Source organism: Cellulomonas endophytica (genome assembly GCF_004123805.1).
Lineage (GTDB): Bacteria > Actinomycetota > Actinomycetes > Actinomycetales > Cellulomonadaceae > Cellulomonas > Cellulomonas endophytica.
Genome location: NZ_RWJX01000025.1, coordinates 23,775 through 38,655, shown reverse-complemented (window position 1 = coordinate 38,655; position 14,881 = coordinate 23,775). Strand labels below are relative to the sequence as shown.

The window sequence follows — 14,881 nt, the reverse complement described above, 5'->3', positions numbered from 1 at the left end:
GAACTCGCGGTAGTAGCGGCCCTCCGAGGCGGCCGCCAGGGAGGCGCCGGCCTCCCGGGTGAAGGCGTCCGTGCGGTCGAGCACGCGGTTCACCGCGGCGCGGGTGGCGGCCAGGTCGGCGTCGCCCTCCGTGCCGGCCACGTGCCGGACGCGCTCCTCGAGGTCGCCCTGGGCGGCGGCCTCCATGACGCGGCGGATCTCGGCGAGGACGGACCGCAGCGTGGCGGCGTCGACGTCGGCGGCGCCGCGGGGGCGGGCGAGGGCGGAGGAGGTCCTGCTGCGCACGGCGGTCACCGGGCCTTCGTCGTGCCGGCGAGGGACCAGACCATCTCGTCGTAGGTCTGGCCCGCGCGGGCGAGGCGGTCGTCGAGGTGCGCGCGGCCGGCGGCCACGGCCTCCGTCGCGGAGCGGTGGCCCCGCTCGGCGGCGACGAGCGAGCGGTAGAGCGGCTGGATCTGGTCGAGCGCCGCCCGCGTCGGGACGCGTCGGTTGGAGTGGTAGCCGACGACGGCGCCGGAGGGCCCGACGGACGGCGTCACGTGGGCGAGGACCCAGTAGTGGGCGCCGTCGCCCGCCAGGTTCACCACGTAGGCGAAGAGCTCCTGCCCGGCGCGCAGCGTGTCCCACAGCAGCCCGAAGACGCAGCGCGGCATGTCGGGGTGACGGATGACGTTGTGCGGCTGCCCGAGGACCTCGTCCTCCTCGAAGGCCGAGACCCGGAGGAAGACGTCGTTGGCGTAGGTGATCCGGCCCTGGAGGTCGGTCTTCGTCACGATGATCTCGTCGGGCGCGAAGGACCGCTCCACGCCGGTCGGCGCCGGTGCCTGGGTGCGCATGGGACCTCCTGCTCGCTGCTGGCTGGACCCTCCTTCCATCGGCGGCCGGGTCCCCCGGCTGGAGGGTTCGGGGTCACCCGGTCCGGGGAACGCGCTCTCCAGCCCTCGCGCTGCTCGGCTCTGCGAGGATGCGCGCATGGTCAGCACCCCCGCGTCCTCGTCCGCGCCGGGTCGCGCGGCGGCCGTCCGCAGCACGAGCAGGCCCTACGGGGCGCTCGTCGGGATCACGTCCCTGGGGATCCTCCTGCAGGGCCTGTGGGCGGGCGTGCTCATGGCGCAGGAGGACCCGGCGGCGCGCGACACCTGGGCCTCCGTCCACCAGCGCGGCGCGGAGATCACGCTGCTCCTGGCGCTCGTCGCCCTCGTCGTGGTCCTCGCCCGGCTGCGGGAGCGGCGCGACCTCGTCGTCGGGACGACCGTGCTCGTCGTGCTGCTCGCGCTGGAGTACGTCGTCGGCCTGCTGTGGGGGGACGCGGAGGTCCGGGGGATGGCGGTCGTGCACGTGCCGCTGGCGATGCTGCTCATGGCGGTCGCGGTGTGGCTCCCGCTGCGCCACCGGCCGCGGGCGTGACGTCGCCCACCCGGCGCGCCGGGTGGGAACGGCGCGGGCCCGCGGGCCGTTGGTGCCCCCCGTGAACCCCTCGCCCTGTACCGGCCGCCCCCCGTCCCCGGGCGCACCGCGCGTGAGCACCGCGGGGGGTGGTGCCTGATGGACGCCGGCACGTGGACGAACCTCGGCCTCGTCGTCCTGTTCATCCTCGTCGGCGGCGTCTTCGCCGGGACGGAGCTCGCGCTCGTCTCCCTGCGCGAGAGCCAGCTGCGCGGCCTCGAGCGGGAGGGCGGTCGGGGCGCGAAGGTCGCGAGCGTCGCCCGCGACCCGAACCGGTTCCTCGCCGCGGTCCAGATCGGCGTCACCGTCGCCGGGTTCTTCTCCGCCGCGTACGGCGCCTCGACGCTCGCGCCCGACCTGGCGCCGGCCCTCGTCGCGCTCGGTCTGCCCGAGGGGCTCGCGCAGACGGTCGCCCTCGTGCTCCTCACGCTGCTCGTGGCCTTCCTCTCGCTCGTCCTCGGCGAGCTCGTCCCCAAGCGCATCGCGCTGCAGCGCGCCGCGTCGCTCGCGAAGCTCGTGGGGCCGCCGCTGGACCGCTTCGCGCAGGCGATGCGGCCGGTCATCTGGCTGCTCTCGCGCAGCACGGACGCCGTCGTGCGGCTCGTGGGCGGCGACCCCTCGGCGCGCTCGGAGGAGATGACGAACGAGGAGCTGCGGGACATCGTCGAGAGCCACCGCGCGCTGCCCGAGCACGAGCGGCGCATCGTCTCCGACGTCTTCGACGCCTCGGAGCGCACCGTCGTGGAGGTCATGCGGCCGCGGGGAGAGGTCGTCTTCCTCCCCGCGGGCCGGACCGTGGGCGAGGCGCGCGCGGAGCTCGCGTCGCTGCCCCACTCGCGCTACCCCGTCACGGGCGAGGACTTCGACGACGTGCTGGGCTTCCTGCACGTCCGGGACCTGCTCGGCGACGGCCGCGGGGACGCCCCCGTCACCACGCTGCTGCGGCCGATCCTCGCGGTGCCCGCCACGAGCCGCGTGCTGACGACGATGGCGACGATGCGGCGCCAGGGCGTGCACATCGCCGTCGTGGTCGACGAGTACGGCGGCACGGACGGCATCGTCACCCTCGAGGACCTCGTCGAGGAGCTCGTCGGCGAGATCCGGGACGAGTACGACGACGAGGTGGCGCCCGTCTCCCGGACCACGGGCTCCGTCGACGCGGGCCTGAGCATCGAGGACTTCGCCGAGCGGACGGGCGTCACCCTGCCGGAGGGGCCCTACGAGACCGCCGCCGGGTTCGTCCTCGCCCTCCTGGGACGCCTGGCCCGGCCGGGCGACGCGGTGACGCTCGAGGACGGCACCCGACTGGAGGTCCTCACCACCGAGCGGCGGCGGATCGCCCGCCTGCGGGTCGTCGCGGCGGGTGGCGGGCAGGTGCTCGTCGCCGCCGGGCAGCCCGGCCTCCCGCCGGCCGGCGTGGACGCCGGTGCCGGGCCGGTGGCGTCCGGGGTGCTCACCCCCGAGGGTCCGCAGGAGCAGCCCGGCCGGCCCTGACCCCGGGGCGGGACCTCCGTCCCGCGACAGCCGTGCCCGCCCGGCGCCCCACGGCCCCGGAGGTCCTTCTCCCGCACCCCTGCGGGTGCGACGCTCTGGTCCTGGACGGCGTCGGCCCGCTACGGTGGGCAAGCGCTTTCCACGCTGGCCGTCCTGGCCGGCGCGGGCACGACGACGCGAGCCCGGGCCACCGCCCGGGCCGCCGACAGCAGCACGGGAGCGGTCATGGACATCGGCGTCATCCGGGAGTCTCGACCCGGGGAGACCCTCGTCAGCGCGACACCGAGGACGGTGGCGCAGCTGGTGGGCCTGGGGTACGGGGTGGTCGTCGAAGGCGGCGCCGGCGCGGCGGCGAGCTTCTCCGACGCCGCGTACGAGGAGGCGGGTGCGCGGGTCGCGGAGCTCGACGCGGTGCTCGCGTGCGACGTCGTCACGGCCGTCGGCGCCCCGGACGCCCCGCGGCTGGCGGCGCTGCGGCCCGGCACGACGCTCGTGTCGATGCTCGCCCCCGCGGCGGACCCGGCGCTCGTCGAGCGGCTGGCGGCGGGCGGCGTCACCGCCCTCGCGCTCGACGCGGTGCCGCGCATCTCCCGGGCGCAGGCGCTGGACGTCCTGTCGACGATGTCGAACATCGCCGGCTACCGGTCGGTCATCGAGGCCGCCGCCGAGTACGGCGGCATGTTCACCGGCCAGGTGACGGCGGCCGGCAAGACCGCGCCCGCCACGGTGTTCGTCATCGGCGCCGGCGTCGCCGGGCTCGCGGCCATCGGGGCCGCCGGCAGCCTCGGCGCCCAGGTCCGCGCCTACGACGTGCGGCCCGAGGTCGGCGAGCAGATCGAGTCCATGGGCGCGACCTTCGTGCAGGCGCGGGCGGCGCAGCAGGAGGTCTCCGCCGACGGGTACGCCCGGGCGCTCACCGCCGAGCAGGAGAGGCTCACCGCCGCGATGTACGCGCAGGAGACGGCCCGGGCGGACATCGTCATCACCACGGCCCTCGTGCGCGGGCGGGCGCCGCGCACGATCACCGCCGCGATGGTGGCGGGCATGCGGCCGGGGAGCGTCGTGGTGGACCTCGCGGCCTCCGGCGGCGGGAACTGCGAGCTCACCGTGCCGGGCGAGCGCGTCGTCACGGGCAACGGCGTGACGGTCCTCGGCTGGACGGACCTCGTCAGCCGCATGCCGAGCCACACCTCGCAGCTCGTCGGGACGAACGTCGTCAACCTCCTCAGGCTCCTCACGCCGGCGAAGGACGGGCGGCTCGTGCTGGACCTGGAGGACCCGGTCCAGCGTGGCATGACGGTGGCGCACGCCGGCGAGGTGCTGTGGCCGCCACCCCCCGTGCAGGTGTCGGCGGCGCCCGCCCCTGCCGCCGTCGCGGCCGTCGTCGCGGCGCCGGCCCCCGACCCGGCCGAGGTGGCCGCCCGGGCGGCCGCCGAGGCGTCGGCGCAGGCCCGGCGCCGAGGGGTCCTCGCCGCCGTCGCCGCGGCGCTCGTGGTGCTGGCGGTGGCCGTCTCGCCGCCGTCCTTCGTCGCCTCCATCACGGTGTTCGTGCTGGCGGTCATCGTCGGCTACTACGTCATCTCGAACGTCAGCCACTCCCTGCACACGCCGCTCATGGCGCAGACGAACGCCGTCTCGGGGGTCATCCTCGTCGGGGCGCTGCTCCAGCTCGGCTCCGACTCCTGGCTCGTCACCACGCTGGCGTTCGTCGCCGCCGCGGTCGCCTCGATCAACATCGTCGGCGGGTTCCTCGTCGCGTACCGCATGCTCGGCATGTTCCGGAAGGACGCCTGATGACGCTCGGATCGCTCGCCCAGGGCCTGTACCTCGTCGCCGGGGTGCTCTTCGTCCTGTCCCTGGCCGGCCTGTCGAAGCAGGCCACGGCGCGCCGCGGGAACCTGCTCGGGATGGGCGGGATGGCGCTGGCGCTCGTCGCGACCGTCGCGCTCGCGGTCGACGTGTCCGAGCGGCCCGTGCCCGTCACCCTGCTGCTCGTCGCGCTGGTGTTCGTCATCGGCGGGGTCGTGGGCACATGGCGGGCGCGGACCGTCGAGATGACGCAGATGCCCGAGCTCATCGCCGTGCTGCACTCGTTCGTCGGCGCCGCGGCCGTGCTCGTCGGGATCAACTCCTACCTCACGGAGAGGGCCGACCCGCTGCACCTCGTGGAGGTCTTCCTCGGCGTGCTCATCGGGGCGGTCACCCTCACGGGGTCCGTCGTCGCCTTCCTCAAGCTGTCCGCGCGGATCCGCAGCGCGCCCCTGACGCTGCCGGGCCGGAACCTGCTCAACCTCGCCGCGCTCGTGGTGTGCGGCGCGCTGCTCGCCTGGTTCCTCGCCGCCCCCTCCGTCGTCCCGCTCCTGCTCATGACGGTGGTGGCCCTCGCGCTGGGCTGGCACCTCGTCGCGGCCATCGGCGGCGGGGACATGCCCGTCGTCGTCTCCATGCTCAACTCGTACTCGGGGTGGGCGGCGGCCGCCGCCGGCTTCATGCTCGGCAACGACCTGCTCATCGTGACGGGCGCGCTCGTCGGCTCCTCCGGCGCGATCCTGTCCTGGATCATGTGCCGGGCGATGAACCGGTCCTTCGTCTCCGTCATCCTCGGCGGCTACGGCGCGGAGGGCGGGACCGCACCGGCGGGCGACGAGCCCGTCGGCGAGCACCGCGAGACCACGCCGCAGGAGGTCGCCGAGATGCTCCAGGACGCGCGGACCGTCGTCATCACCCCGGGCTACGGCATGGCGGTGGCGAAGGCGCAGTACCCCGTCGCCGAGCTCGTGGCGCGCCTGCGGGCGCAGGGCACCACCGTGCGGTTCGGCGTGCACCCCGTGGCCGGTCGCCTGCCCGGGCACATGAACGTGCTGCTCGCCGAGGCGAAGGTGCCCTACGACATCGTCCTGGAGATGGACGAGATCAACGACGACCTGCCCGCGACCGACGTCGTGCTCGTCATCGGCGCGAACGACACGGTCAACCCCGCCGCGGAGGACCCGGGCTCGCCCATCGCCGGGATGCCCGTGCTCGAGGTGTGGAGGGCCAAGAAGGTCGTCGTCTTCAAGCGCTCCATGGCGACCGGCTACGCCGGCGTGCAGAACCCGCTGTTCTTCCGGGAGAACACGGTCATGCTCTTCGGCGACGCGAAGCAGCGGGTGGAGGACATCGTGGCGGCCGTCCCCGCGCCGGCCGCGGCGCTCGTCCGCTAGCGGGGGTGCCCGGGGAGGCCGGGGTGCCCGGGAGGCCGGGCAGGCCCTCGAGCACGTCGTGCAGCAGCGGGGCCCCCGGGGCCCGGGGCGGCCAGACGAGCACGTGCGTCTCCTCCCGGGTCACGTGGGCGACGACCGCGTCCGGCAGGGCGGGCGCCAGCACGTGGGCCTGGCTGCGGTGCTCGCGGAGGCCGGCGACGAGACGGTGCGCGACGGGCGCGATGTCGACGCGGACGCCGATGGCCTCCTGCGGCACCGGGCGCAGGTGGTACAGGCGGTCCGGGTCCCACGGCCCCCAGCCCTGCCGCCGCCGGAAGGCCTGGTGCCGGTCGTACCAGTCCCGTCCGATCGCGCAGTGCAGCAGGCGGTGCAGCCCCGGGCCGCCGTCCGCCCGGACCCGGTGGAAGGCCGCGTCCGTGGCCGCGCCCACCGCGACGTGGTCCGGGTGCCCCGTGACGCCGTCGGGGCCCCACGTCACGACGACGTCGGGCCGCTCCGCGGCGAGGAAACCCGCGACCGCCGTCTCCAGCTGCCCCGGCGGGAGCCCGGCGAGGCCGCCGTCGGGCAGGCCCAGCCACACGTGCCGCTCCGGCTCGTGCCCGAGCGCCGCCCAGGCCGCCGCGTCCTCGGCCCGGCGCAGCGCCCCGAGCCCGCCGGGACCCACCGCGACGCCCGGGGCCACCTGTCCGGCCTCACCGTCGGTGGCGTGGAGCACCACGACGCGCAGCGGGTCGCCGTGAGGCGCGGCGTCGTGCAGGGCGACCGTGCCGAAGACCGCGTACACCTCGTCGTCGGGGTGCGCGAACACGAGACCCAGCGTCGGGTGCACCCCTCCGAGGGTAGGGACCGGCGGCCCGGCCGTCAGCCCCCGGACGGGGGGAGCCGGCGCGGGGGTGCGGTGGAGTCGCGCACGACGAGCGACGGGCTGATGACGACCCGGTGCACGGGGCGCCCGGGGTCCGCGCGCCGCGCGGCGAGCAGGGCGACGGCCGCCCGTCCGACGGAGCGGCGCGGCGGGCGGACGGCCGTGAGCGCCGGGCTGAACAGGCCGGCCACCTCGTCGTCGTAGGAGACGACCGACAGGTCCCCGGGGACGGAGAGGCCGCGCTGCTCGCACCGCTGCACGACGGCGAAGGCCTCCGGGTCGGAGTGGACGAGCAGCGCGGTGACCCCGGCATCGGCGGCCAGGTCGACGAGGCCGTCGACGCAGCCGTCCCAGTCCGGCGCGTCGTGCGCGGGAAGCGTCACCACGAGGCCGTCGTCGGCCGGCAGGCCCAGGTCCTCGCACGCCTCGCGCCAGCCGGCCCGGACGTGCCGCGAGGTCGGGCTGGTGCGGTTGGCGGCGACGGCGACCCGGCGGTGGCCGAGGCTGACGAGGTGCCGGACCGCCATCGCCGCGCCCAGCCGGTGGTCGGAGACGACGGACTCCATCGCCCCGTGGTGCGCGCCCAGGGTCGCGGACCGCTCGAGCAGCACCACCGGCAGCGGCGTGCGCGCGAGCCACTCCACCGTCGCGGGCGCCCCCGGCCCGTCGAGGTTGGGCGCGACGAGCAGCCCTTCGACCCCCGCCTGGGCGGCGAGGCGCTCGAGCTGGGGGCTCTCGTCGTCCCCCGCGTAGGAGGAGCCGCGCAGCACGACCCGCAGGCCCCCGGCGCGCGCCTCCTCCTCGGCGCCGCGGACGACGCCGGGCCAGTAGTAGTCCAGCGACGGCACGAGCATGCCGAGGGCGCCCCCGGTCGGCGGCGCCCCGAGGGACAGGTCGATCGCGACGGGCCCGGGTGCGGGCTCGGCCGCCGCCGTCGACGCGGCGGCCGGCGCCGGTCCCTCGGGGGTGGAGGGCAGCACGCCCGGCAGGAGGGTGGCGCCGCCGTGCACCCGCCGCACGAGGCCCTCGGCGGCCAGCTGGCCGATGTCGCGCCGGAGCGTGATCGCCGTGACGCCGAGCTCGTCGACGAGGTCGGCGATCCGGACGGTGCCCTGCCGGTGCAGGGCCTCGAGGAGCTGGGCGCGCCGCGTCACGGGCAGCACGCGCCGGCTGTCCGTGACGCTCAAGCGACGACCTCCAGGTGCAGGATGAGCGCGCCCGACGGCGCGGGGTCCACCGGCTCGAGCACGAGGCGCCGCAGCCGCTCGCCCCAGACCGCGACGAGCAGCGGGTCGTCCAGCACCCGCTCCTCCACGTGGGCCCGGACCGGGCCCGGTCCCCAGGTGAGGACCATAGCCGCGCCCTCGAGCCCCCGGACGAGCGCCCGGCCCTCGTCGAGCCGCTCCACCTCGCCGGCCAGGACCCAGTGGACCCGCGTCGACCCCGTCCCCCCGACCTCCTCGGCGGGCGCCAGGCCCTCCCACCGGTCGGTGACGGCGACGCGTCCGGAGCGCCGGTCGAGGTGCACCTCGCGGTGCCACCGGTCGACGCCGGCGCCCGCCGGGTACGCGCCCGCCAGGTCCATCCCGAGGCGCGCCGCCGCGTCGTCGAGCGCCACCGTGACGTCCCGGGCGGCGTGCCCCGCGCCGGGTGCCTGCTCGTGCCCCCGCAGCACGGGCACGCTGTGCCACCCCGAGGTCATGGGCCACAGCGTGTAGCGGTCGGGGCCGAACGTCACGGCGGTGTAGGTCGGGCGTCCGGGGTCGACGAGGAGCGGCACCCCGTCCACGGCGACGACGACGGACCCGACGTCGTTGTGGTTGTGGTGCTCGCCGTTGTGGCCGCCCTTGACGGCGACGGCGAGCCGGCCGTCCCCCGCGGCGCGGCGGGCGACGAGCACCTGCGTCGAGGGCAGCCACACGTCGCGCGGCAGCGGCGAGGGGCCGGGCGCGGCGGCGCGCCAGTCCGGGTCGACGACGGCGCGCAGCAGCCGCCCGAGGCCCGGCGCCTCCGTCGCGACGGGCGCGCCGGGCACGCGCCGCGCGGCGGCGAGCGCGACGGCCCCGGGCACGTCCAGGCGCCGTCCCCACCGGTGCAGCACCTGCCAGGGCAGGTCGTCCGTGGCGCGGGCGGGGCCGTCGGCGAGGTTGAGCGACCAGCCGCGGCCGAGGTGCATGCGGTGGGGGAAGGCGACGACCTCGGCCAGCGCCGGGACGCCGGTCGGGTCGAGCGCGCCGTCCGTGGCGTGCTCGAGGACCTCGAGCAGCTCCAGCAGCCGGGCGGCGCCGTTCCACCAGTACCCGACGCCCTCGTCGATCGCGCCGTCCGCGGGCAGCGAGGCGGCGTAGCGGTCGACGTCGACGAGCGCCCGGGCCACGAGGTCCGCGCGCGCGTCCGGGTCGGGCTCGAGCACGAGCGCCGCCGTGACGACGTTCCCGAGGATCCAGGGGTTCCAGTTGTGGACGTCCCCGTCGAGCCCCAGCCAGTGCCAGTCGCGGCGGGCGCGGTAGGGGTCGAGGACGCGGGTGCGCACCTCGTGCCGGACGCGGGCCACGAGCCCGGGGGCGTCGGCCTCGAGCGCGTCGCCGAGGAGGTGGACCGTCCAGGCCAGCTGCGCGGCGACCTCGCCCGCGCCGAGGTCGAGGTAGGGGTCCGTGACCGTCGGCAGCACGGCACCGTGCCGGGTGCGGGTGTCGTCGTGCGCCGGCCAGCACCAGGTGCTCTGCTCGCACAGCAGCACGGCGCCGTCGACGACCGCCTCCAGCGTCCCCCGCCCCGGCAGGGCCGCCGCGGCGACGACCGCCCGGCTGAGCCGGTGGGCGAGCGCGAAGACGCGGGCCTCGTGGGCCGCACGGTCACCGTCGCGGAAGTAGCGGGCGAACCCGGACGCGAGCGGCTGCGGCCACGGGGTGCCGCGCTCGGACGCCGCACGGTCGACCACCGCCCGCAGCGTGGCGGCGTCCGCGCCGCGCGGGCCCGTGGCGTCCCAGACGGCGCGGTCGGTCGCGGGCGGGACGGGGAGCGCGGCGCCCGGGGGGCGCAGCCGGGCCCGGAGGCCCTCCGCCCCGGCCGCCTCCCCCCACGTCCGCCACAGGGGACCGGGGGTCCCGGTCGTCGGGCCGGTCGTCAGGCGGGTCGTCACGGCGGCTCCTCGTCGAGCGGGGGGCCGCGACCCGGCCCGGTGATCGTTCCTGATCGTATCAGGGCGGGACGGGCGGTTGACAGCGCGGTACTGATCGGTCTTGGATGACGACGTCGCACCGAAGCGATCAGCATCGATCGGGTCGTGCGGAGCAGCACAGGTCGTGAACCCGGCTCCCGTGCACCCTGCCGCACCCCCGCCTCCCTCGACGACGAAGGAACGCCGTGCCCGTCACCCCCCGCCCGCACGTGCTGCTGGCCATGGACGCGCCCACGTTCGCGCTCCAGTTCCGCGGCCCGGAGCTCGCGCGGCTGGCGGACCTCGCCGAGCTCGGCGACCCCGTCTGGACGCCGGAGCTCGACAGCCCGTCCGCGCGCCGGCGGCTGGCCACGACGGAGGTCCTCGTCACGTCGTGGGGCGCCCCCGCGCTGACGCCGGAGCGGCTCGGCGCGGCCCCGCAGCTGCGCGCGGTCCTGCACGCCGCCGGGAGCGTGCGGGGGATCGTCGGGGCCGAGGTCTACCGCCGCGGCGTCGTGGTGAGCACGGCGGCGGAGGCCAACGCGGTCCCGGTCGCCGAGTACACGCTCGCGGCCATCATCATGGCCGGCAAGAAGGCGCCCTTCCTCGCCGCGCAGGGCCGGACGGCACCCGTGACGTGGGCTCAGGTCGTCGGGCGCGAGGACCTGTCCAACCGCGGGCGCACGGTCGTCGTCGTCGGCTTCTCCCGCATCGGCCGGCGGGTGGTGGAGCTGCTCCGGCTGCTCGACACCGCGGCGGTCCTCGTCGTGGACCCCTACGCCGACCCGGTGGCGGTGCGCGCCGCGGGCGGCGAGCCCGCCGAGCTCGAGGCCGCCCTGCGGCGCGCCGACGTGCTCACCCTGCACGCGCCGGCCCTGCCCGAGACCCGGCACATGATCGGCGCGCGCGAGCTCGCGCTCCTGCCGCCCGGCGCGACGCTCGTGAACACCGCGCGCGGCACCCTCGTCGACCACGACGCCCTCCTGGCCGCCTGCGCGTCCGGCCGGGTCGACGCGATCCTCGACGTCACCGACCCCGAGCCGCTCCCCGCGGGCGCGCCCCTCCTGGACCTCCCGAACGTGCTGGTGACCCCCCACGTCGCGGGGTCGCTGGGCGCCGAGGCGCGGCGGATGAGCGAGCACGTGCTGGACGAGCTCGAGGCGTTCGCGCAGGGCCGCCCCCTCGCGACGCCCCTCACCGTCGACGCGACCGCGGTGAGCGCGTGAGCGCCGGCACGGGCACCGTGCCCGCCGCCGCTGCCGGGACGCGTCCGGCCGGGGCGGGCTGGGACCGCGACCGGTGGGGTCGCCTCGCGGACGACCTGCTGCTCGCCGTGCGGCCGTACGCCTCACCGGACCACGCCCGGATCACGCCCCCCGGCGGCCCGGGCGGGTACGGCACCGCGGTCGACGGGCTCGAGGGCTTCGCGCGCACGTTCCTCACCGCCGGGTTCCGGCTGGCGGGGGAGCGCGGCGCCGACCCCCTCGACCTCGCCGCCTGGTACGCCGAGGGGCTCGCGGCCGGGACGGACCCCCACGGCGCGCACCGCTGGGTCCGGCTGGAGGAGCACGCCCAGGCGAAGGTCGAGGCGGCGTCGATCGCCCTCGTGCTCGACCTCACCCGGCCGTGGATCTGGGACCGGCTCGCGCCGCGCGTGCAGGAGCAGGTCGTGGACTACCTCGCCCCGGCGGTCGGCGACGACACGTACCCGCGCATCAACTGGGTGTGGTTCCGGCTCGTCGTGCAGACGTTCCTGCGGTCCGTCGGCGGGCCGCACGCCCTCGACGAGATGCGCGACGACCTGGCGACGCACGACTCCTTCGTCCGCGCGGACGGGTGGCTGTCGGACGGCGCCGAGCGCTCGTTCGACCACTACGTCGGCTGGGCGCTGCACCTGTACCCCACCCTGTGGGCGCGGATGGGCGGCGCGCAGGACCTCGCCGCGCCGCGGCGCGCGGGCGACACCGCGATGCTCGACCGCTTCCTGCAGGACGCCGTGCACCTCGTCGGCGGCGACGGCTCGCCGCTCGTGCAGGGCCGCAGCCTGGCGTACCGGTTCGCCGCCGCCGCCCCCTTCTGGGTGGGCGCGGTCGCCGGCGTGCCGTCCGTCGCGCCCGGCCGCCTGCGACGCAGCGCCTCGGCGGTCGTCGACCACTTCGTGCGCCGCGGCGCCCCCGACGAGCGCGGCCTGCTCACCCTCGGGTGGCACGGCGCGTGGCCCGCCCTCGCGCAGTCCTACTCGGGCCCGGGGTCGCCGTACTGGGCGAGCAAGGGCCTCCTGGGGCTCGCCCTCCCCGCGGACCACCCGGTGTGGACGGCCGACGAGGAGCCGCTCCCCGTCGAGACGGCGGACCACGCGCGGACGGTGCGCGCGGCGGGCTGGCTCGTCAGCGGCACCCGTGCCGACGGGGTGGTGCGCGTCGTCAACCACGGCGTCGACCACGCCCTGCCCGGCGCCGTCGGCGGCGACTCGCCGCTGTACGCCCGGCTGGCCTACTCGACCGCCACCGCGCCGCTGCTCGACGCGGCGGCGTGGTCCGACCCGGTCGACGGCTCCGTCGTGCTCGTCGACGCCGTCGGCCGGCGCTCCCACCGGACGGGCTTCCGCCCGGTCGCGGCGCAGGCCGTGACCACGCCGGGCGAGGGCACGGCGGCGCCGGACGCGCTCGTGGCGGCCTCCGTCGCGGCGGCGCACTGGCTGCGCCCCGCGCCCGGCCCGGCCCACGGCAGCGGTCTGACGGGTACCGCCGTGCCGGCCGGCACCGTCACGACCGTGTCGGTCCTCCGGGGCGCGTGGGAGGTCCGCCTCGTCCGGGTCACGGAGCCCGACGCCGCGGCGGTCGAGCTCGCGGTGGGCGGGTGGCCGCTGGCCGCCGCGCAGCCGCCGGAGGAGGACGTCGTCTCGCCGTGCGCCCCCGACCGGGCACCGTGGCCGGCGTCGTCCGGGCTGCCGACGGCGACCGTCCGCACGGACGCCCTCGTGTCGCACGTGGTGGCCCTCGGGCCGGCGACGTGCGCGGAGGTGGTGCGGCGCACCGACGCCTCGCCGCTCGGCCCCCACGCCGCGGTGCCCCTCGTGGTCGCGCCGGTGCGGCCGGGCGCGTGGCGAGCCGTCGGGGTGGCCCTCGCGGGCCGCGCGGCCGGGGCGGGGGCGCCGCCGACGGTCGGGCCCGTCGGGGTGGGCACGGGTGCGGTCGGCACGCCGGACGGGACGCCGGACGGGACGCAGCACGGGACGCACGACGCGGCCCACGTGCAGGTGACGTGGGCGGACGGGGCACGCACGCGGGTGGTGCTGCCCCACGGAGGGGACCAGGGGCCCGGCGGCACGCCTGCCGGGACGGGACGGGCCGACGCGGTCACAGGGACCCGTCGACGAGAGGAGACGCAATGAAGCGCAGGATCCTGCAGGGGCTCGCCGCCGCGACGGCCGGTGCCCTGCTGCTCGGGGCGTGCAGCAGCGGGGGCGGCGACGCGGCCGCCGCCGCGGAGACGCTCGACCCCGACGCCCCGGTCACGCTGACGGTCTCCGTGTGGAACCTCGAGGGGACGCCGGAGTTCAGGGCGCTCTTCGACGCCTACGAGGCCGCGCACCCCAACGTCACGATCGAGCCCGTCGACATCCTCGCCGACGACTACCCGACGAAGCTCACCGCGATGATGGCCGGCGGCGACACGACGGACGTCCTGACGATGAAGAGCGTCATGGACTACTCCAAGTTCGCCACCGCGGGGCAGCTCGCGGACGTGACGGACGTCGTCGAGGGGGTCCCCGACCTCGCGGGCCTGGACGCCTACGACCAGGACGGCGCGTACTACGCGGTGCCCTACCGCCAGGACTTCTGGGTCACCTTCTACAACAAGGGCATCTTCGACGCGGTCGGCGAGGAGTACCCCTCCTCCGACCTCACCTGGGACGAGTACGTCGACCTCGCCGAGACCATCACGGAGAAGGCCGCCGCCGCGGGCGTCACGCCCGCGGAGGGCTCGACGACCTACGGCACGCACACCCACACGTGGCGCTCGGTGGTCGACGCCATCGCCGCCGCCCAGACGGGCGGGGACCAGCTCGGCTCCGAGGGCTACGGCTTCCTCGAGCCGTACTACGAGCACGCGCTGCAGCTGCAGGACGCGGGCGCGACGCTGGACTACAGCACGGCCTCCACCCAGAAGATCAGCTACCGCACGATGTTCACGACGGGCCAGGCGGCGATGCTGCCCATGGGCACGTGGTTCATCTCCGCGCTGCTGCAGGCCGAGGCGGCCGGCGAGACGGACGTGGAGTGGGGGATCGCCCCCATGCCGCAGGAGAAGGCGACCGACGAGGCCGTCACCTTCGGCGCACCGACGGCCTTCGCGGTCAACAAGAACGCGGAGAACGTCGCCGCGGCGCGGGACTTCGCCGCCTTCGCCGCCGGCGAGGAGGGCGCGAGGGCCGTCGCCGCCATCGGCGTGGTGCCGGCCCTGCAGTCCGACGCGATCACCGAGGCGTACTTCGCGCTGGAGGGCATGCCCACCGATGAGGTGTCGCAGGCCGCGTTCCAGCCCGGCGAGATCGTGCTCGAGATGCCGGTGGGTCCGACGACCGCGCAGGTCGAGCAGATCCTCACCGAGGAGCACCAGAACATCATGACCGGCGCCGTCCCCCTCGACGAGGCCCTGGCCACGATGGCCGAGCGGGTCGAGAACGAGGTCGGCTGACCGACCCCACCC

At 76.7% G+C, this 14,881-nt stretch carries 11 protein-coding genes; 7 read left to right on the top strand and 4 right to left on the bottom strand.

The annotated features are described in order from the left end of the window. Window positions 1–290: 290 nt before the first annotated feature. Window positions 291–836, bottom strand: a complete 546-nt coding sequence (locus EJA20_RS09530; protein WP_129337917.1) for a PAS domain-containing protein — start codon at window positions 834–836, stop codon at window positions 291–293. A gap of 136 nt (window positions 837–972) precedes the next feature. Between EJA20_RS09530 and EJA20_RS09525 the strand changes: the two genes are divergently transcribed. The 4 genes from EJA20_RS09525 to pntB all read left to right on the top strand — a co-directional run bounded on the left by EJA20_RS09525 (window position 973) and on the right by pntB (window position 6,143). Then, on the top strand, window positions 973–1,407 hold the full coding sequence (locus EJA20_RS09525; protein ID WP_129337916.1) for a hypothetical protein: 435 nt from the start codon (window positions 973–975) through the stop codon (window positions 1,405–1,407). Window positions 1,408–1,545: 138 nt separating this feature from the next. Then, window positions 1,546–2,940, top strand: a complete 1,395-nt coding sequence (locus EJA20_RS09520) for a hemolysin family protein (RefSeq protein WP_129337915.1) — start codon at window positions 1,546–1,548, stop codon at window positions 2,938–2,940. Window positions 2,941–3,165: 225 nt separating this feature from the next. After that, window positions 3,166–4,734 (top strand): Re/Si-specific NAD(P)(+) transhydrogenase subunit alpha, encoded by a 1,569-nt coding sequence (locus EJA20_RS09515; protein WP_129337914.1) that lies wholly within the window; start codon window positions 3,166–3,168, stop codon window positions 4,732–4,734. Next, window positions 4,734–6,143, top strand: a complete 1,410-nt coding sequence (gene pntB, locus EJA20_RS09510; protein WP_129337913.1) for a Re/Si-specific NAD(P)(+) transhydrogenase subunit beta — start codon at window positions 4,734–4,736, stop codon at window positions 6,141–6,143. The genes EJA20_RS09515 and pntB overlap by 1 nt, the downstream gene beginning before the upstream one ends. Here the strand turns inward: pntB and EJA20_RS09505 are convergent. Genes EJA20_RS09505 through EJA20_RS09495 form a run of 3 tightly spaced genes read right to left on the bottom strand, consistent with a single transcriptional unit; the run spans window position 6,061 to window position 10,150 of the window. Then, the gene (locus EJA20_RS09505; RefSeq protein WP_240675294.1) at window positions 6,061–6,972 is read right to left on the bottom strand and encodes a PIG-L deacetylase family protein; all 912 of its coding nucleotides are present in this window, start codon (window positions 6,970–6,972) and stop codon (window positions 6,061–6,063) included. The two genes, pntB and EJA20_RS09505, sit on opposite strands and share 83 nt — an antisense overlap. Window positions 6,973–7,004: 32 nt before the next feature. Beyond that, on the bottom strand, window positions 7,005–8,195 hold the full coding sequence (locus EJA20_RS09500) for a substrate-binding domain-containing protein (RefSeq protein ID WP_205687434.1): 1,191 nt from the start codon (window positions 8,193–8,195) through the stop codon (window positions 7,005–7,007). Beyond that, on the bottom strand, window positions 8,192–10,150 hold the full coding sequence (locus EJA20_RS09495) for a heparinase II/III domain-containing protein (RefSeq protein WP_129337912.1): 1,959 nt from the start codon (window positions 10,148–10,150) through the stop codon (window positions 8,192–8,194). The genes EJA20_RS09500 and EJA20_RS09495 overlap by 4 nt, the downstream gene beginning before the upstream one ends. Before the next feature lie 224 nt (window positions 10,151–10,374). On the opposite strand from EJA20_RS09495, the gene EJA20_RS09490 reads away from it, so the two are divergent. From EJA20_RS09490 to EJA20_RS09480, 3 genes are read left to right on the top strand one after another with little or no spacing between them, the layout of a single operon-like run. Continuing rightward, window positions 10,375–11,394, top strand: coding sequence for a hydroxyacid dehydrogenase (locus tag EJA20_RS09490; RefSeq protein ID WP_240675293.1), 1,020 nt, complete (start codon window positions 10,375–10,377; stop codon window positions 11,392–11,394). After that, on the top strand, window positions 11,391–13,562 hold the full coding sequence (locus tag EJA20_RS09485; RefSeq protein ID WP_240675292.1) for a DUF2264 domain-containing protein: 2,172 nt from the start codon (window positions 11,391–11,393) through the stop codon (window positions 13,560–13,562). Before EJA20_RS09490 ends, EJA20_RS09485 begins: the two co-directional genes overlap by 4 nt. Continuing rightward, window positions 13,559–14,869, top strand: coding sequence for an ABC transporter substrate-binding protein (locus tag EJA20_RS09480; protein ID WP_129337911.1), 1,311 nt, complete (start codon window positions 13,559–13,561; stop codon window positions 14,867–14,869). Before EJA20_RS09485 ends, EJA20_RS09480 begins: the two co-directional genes overlap by 4 nt. Window positions 14,870–14,881 lie beyond the last annotated feature (12 nt).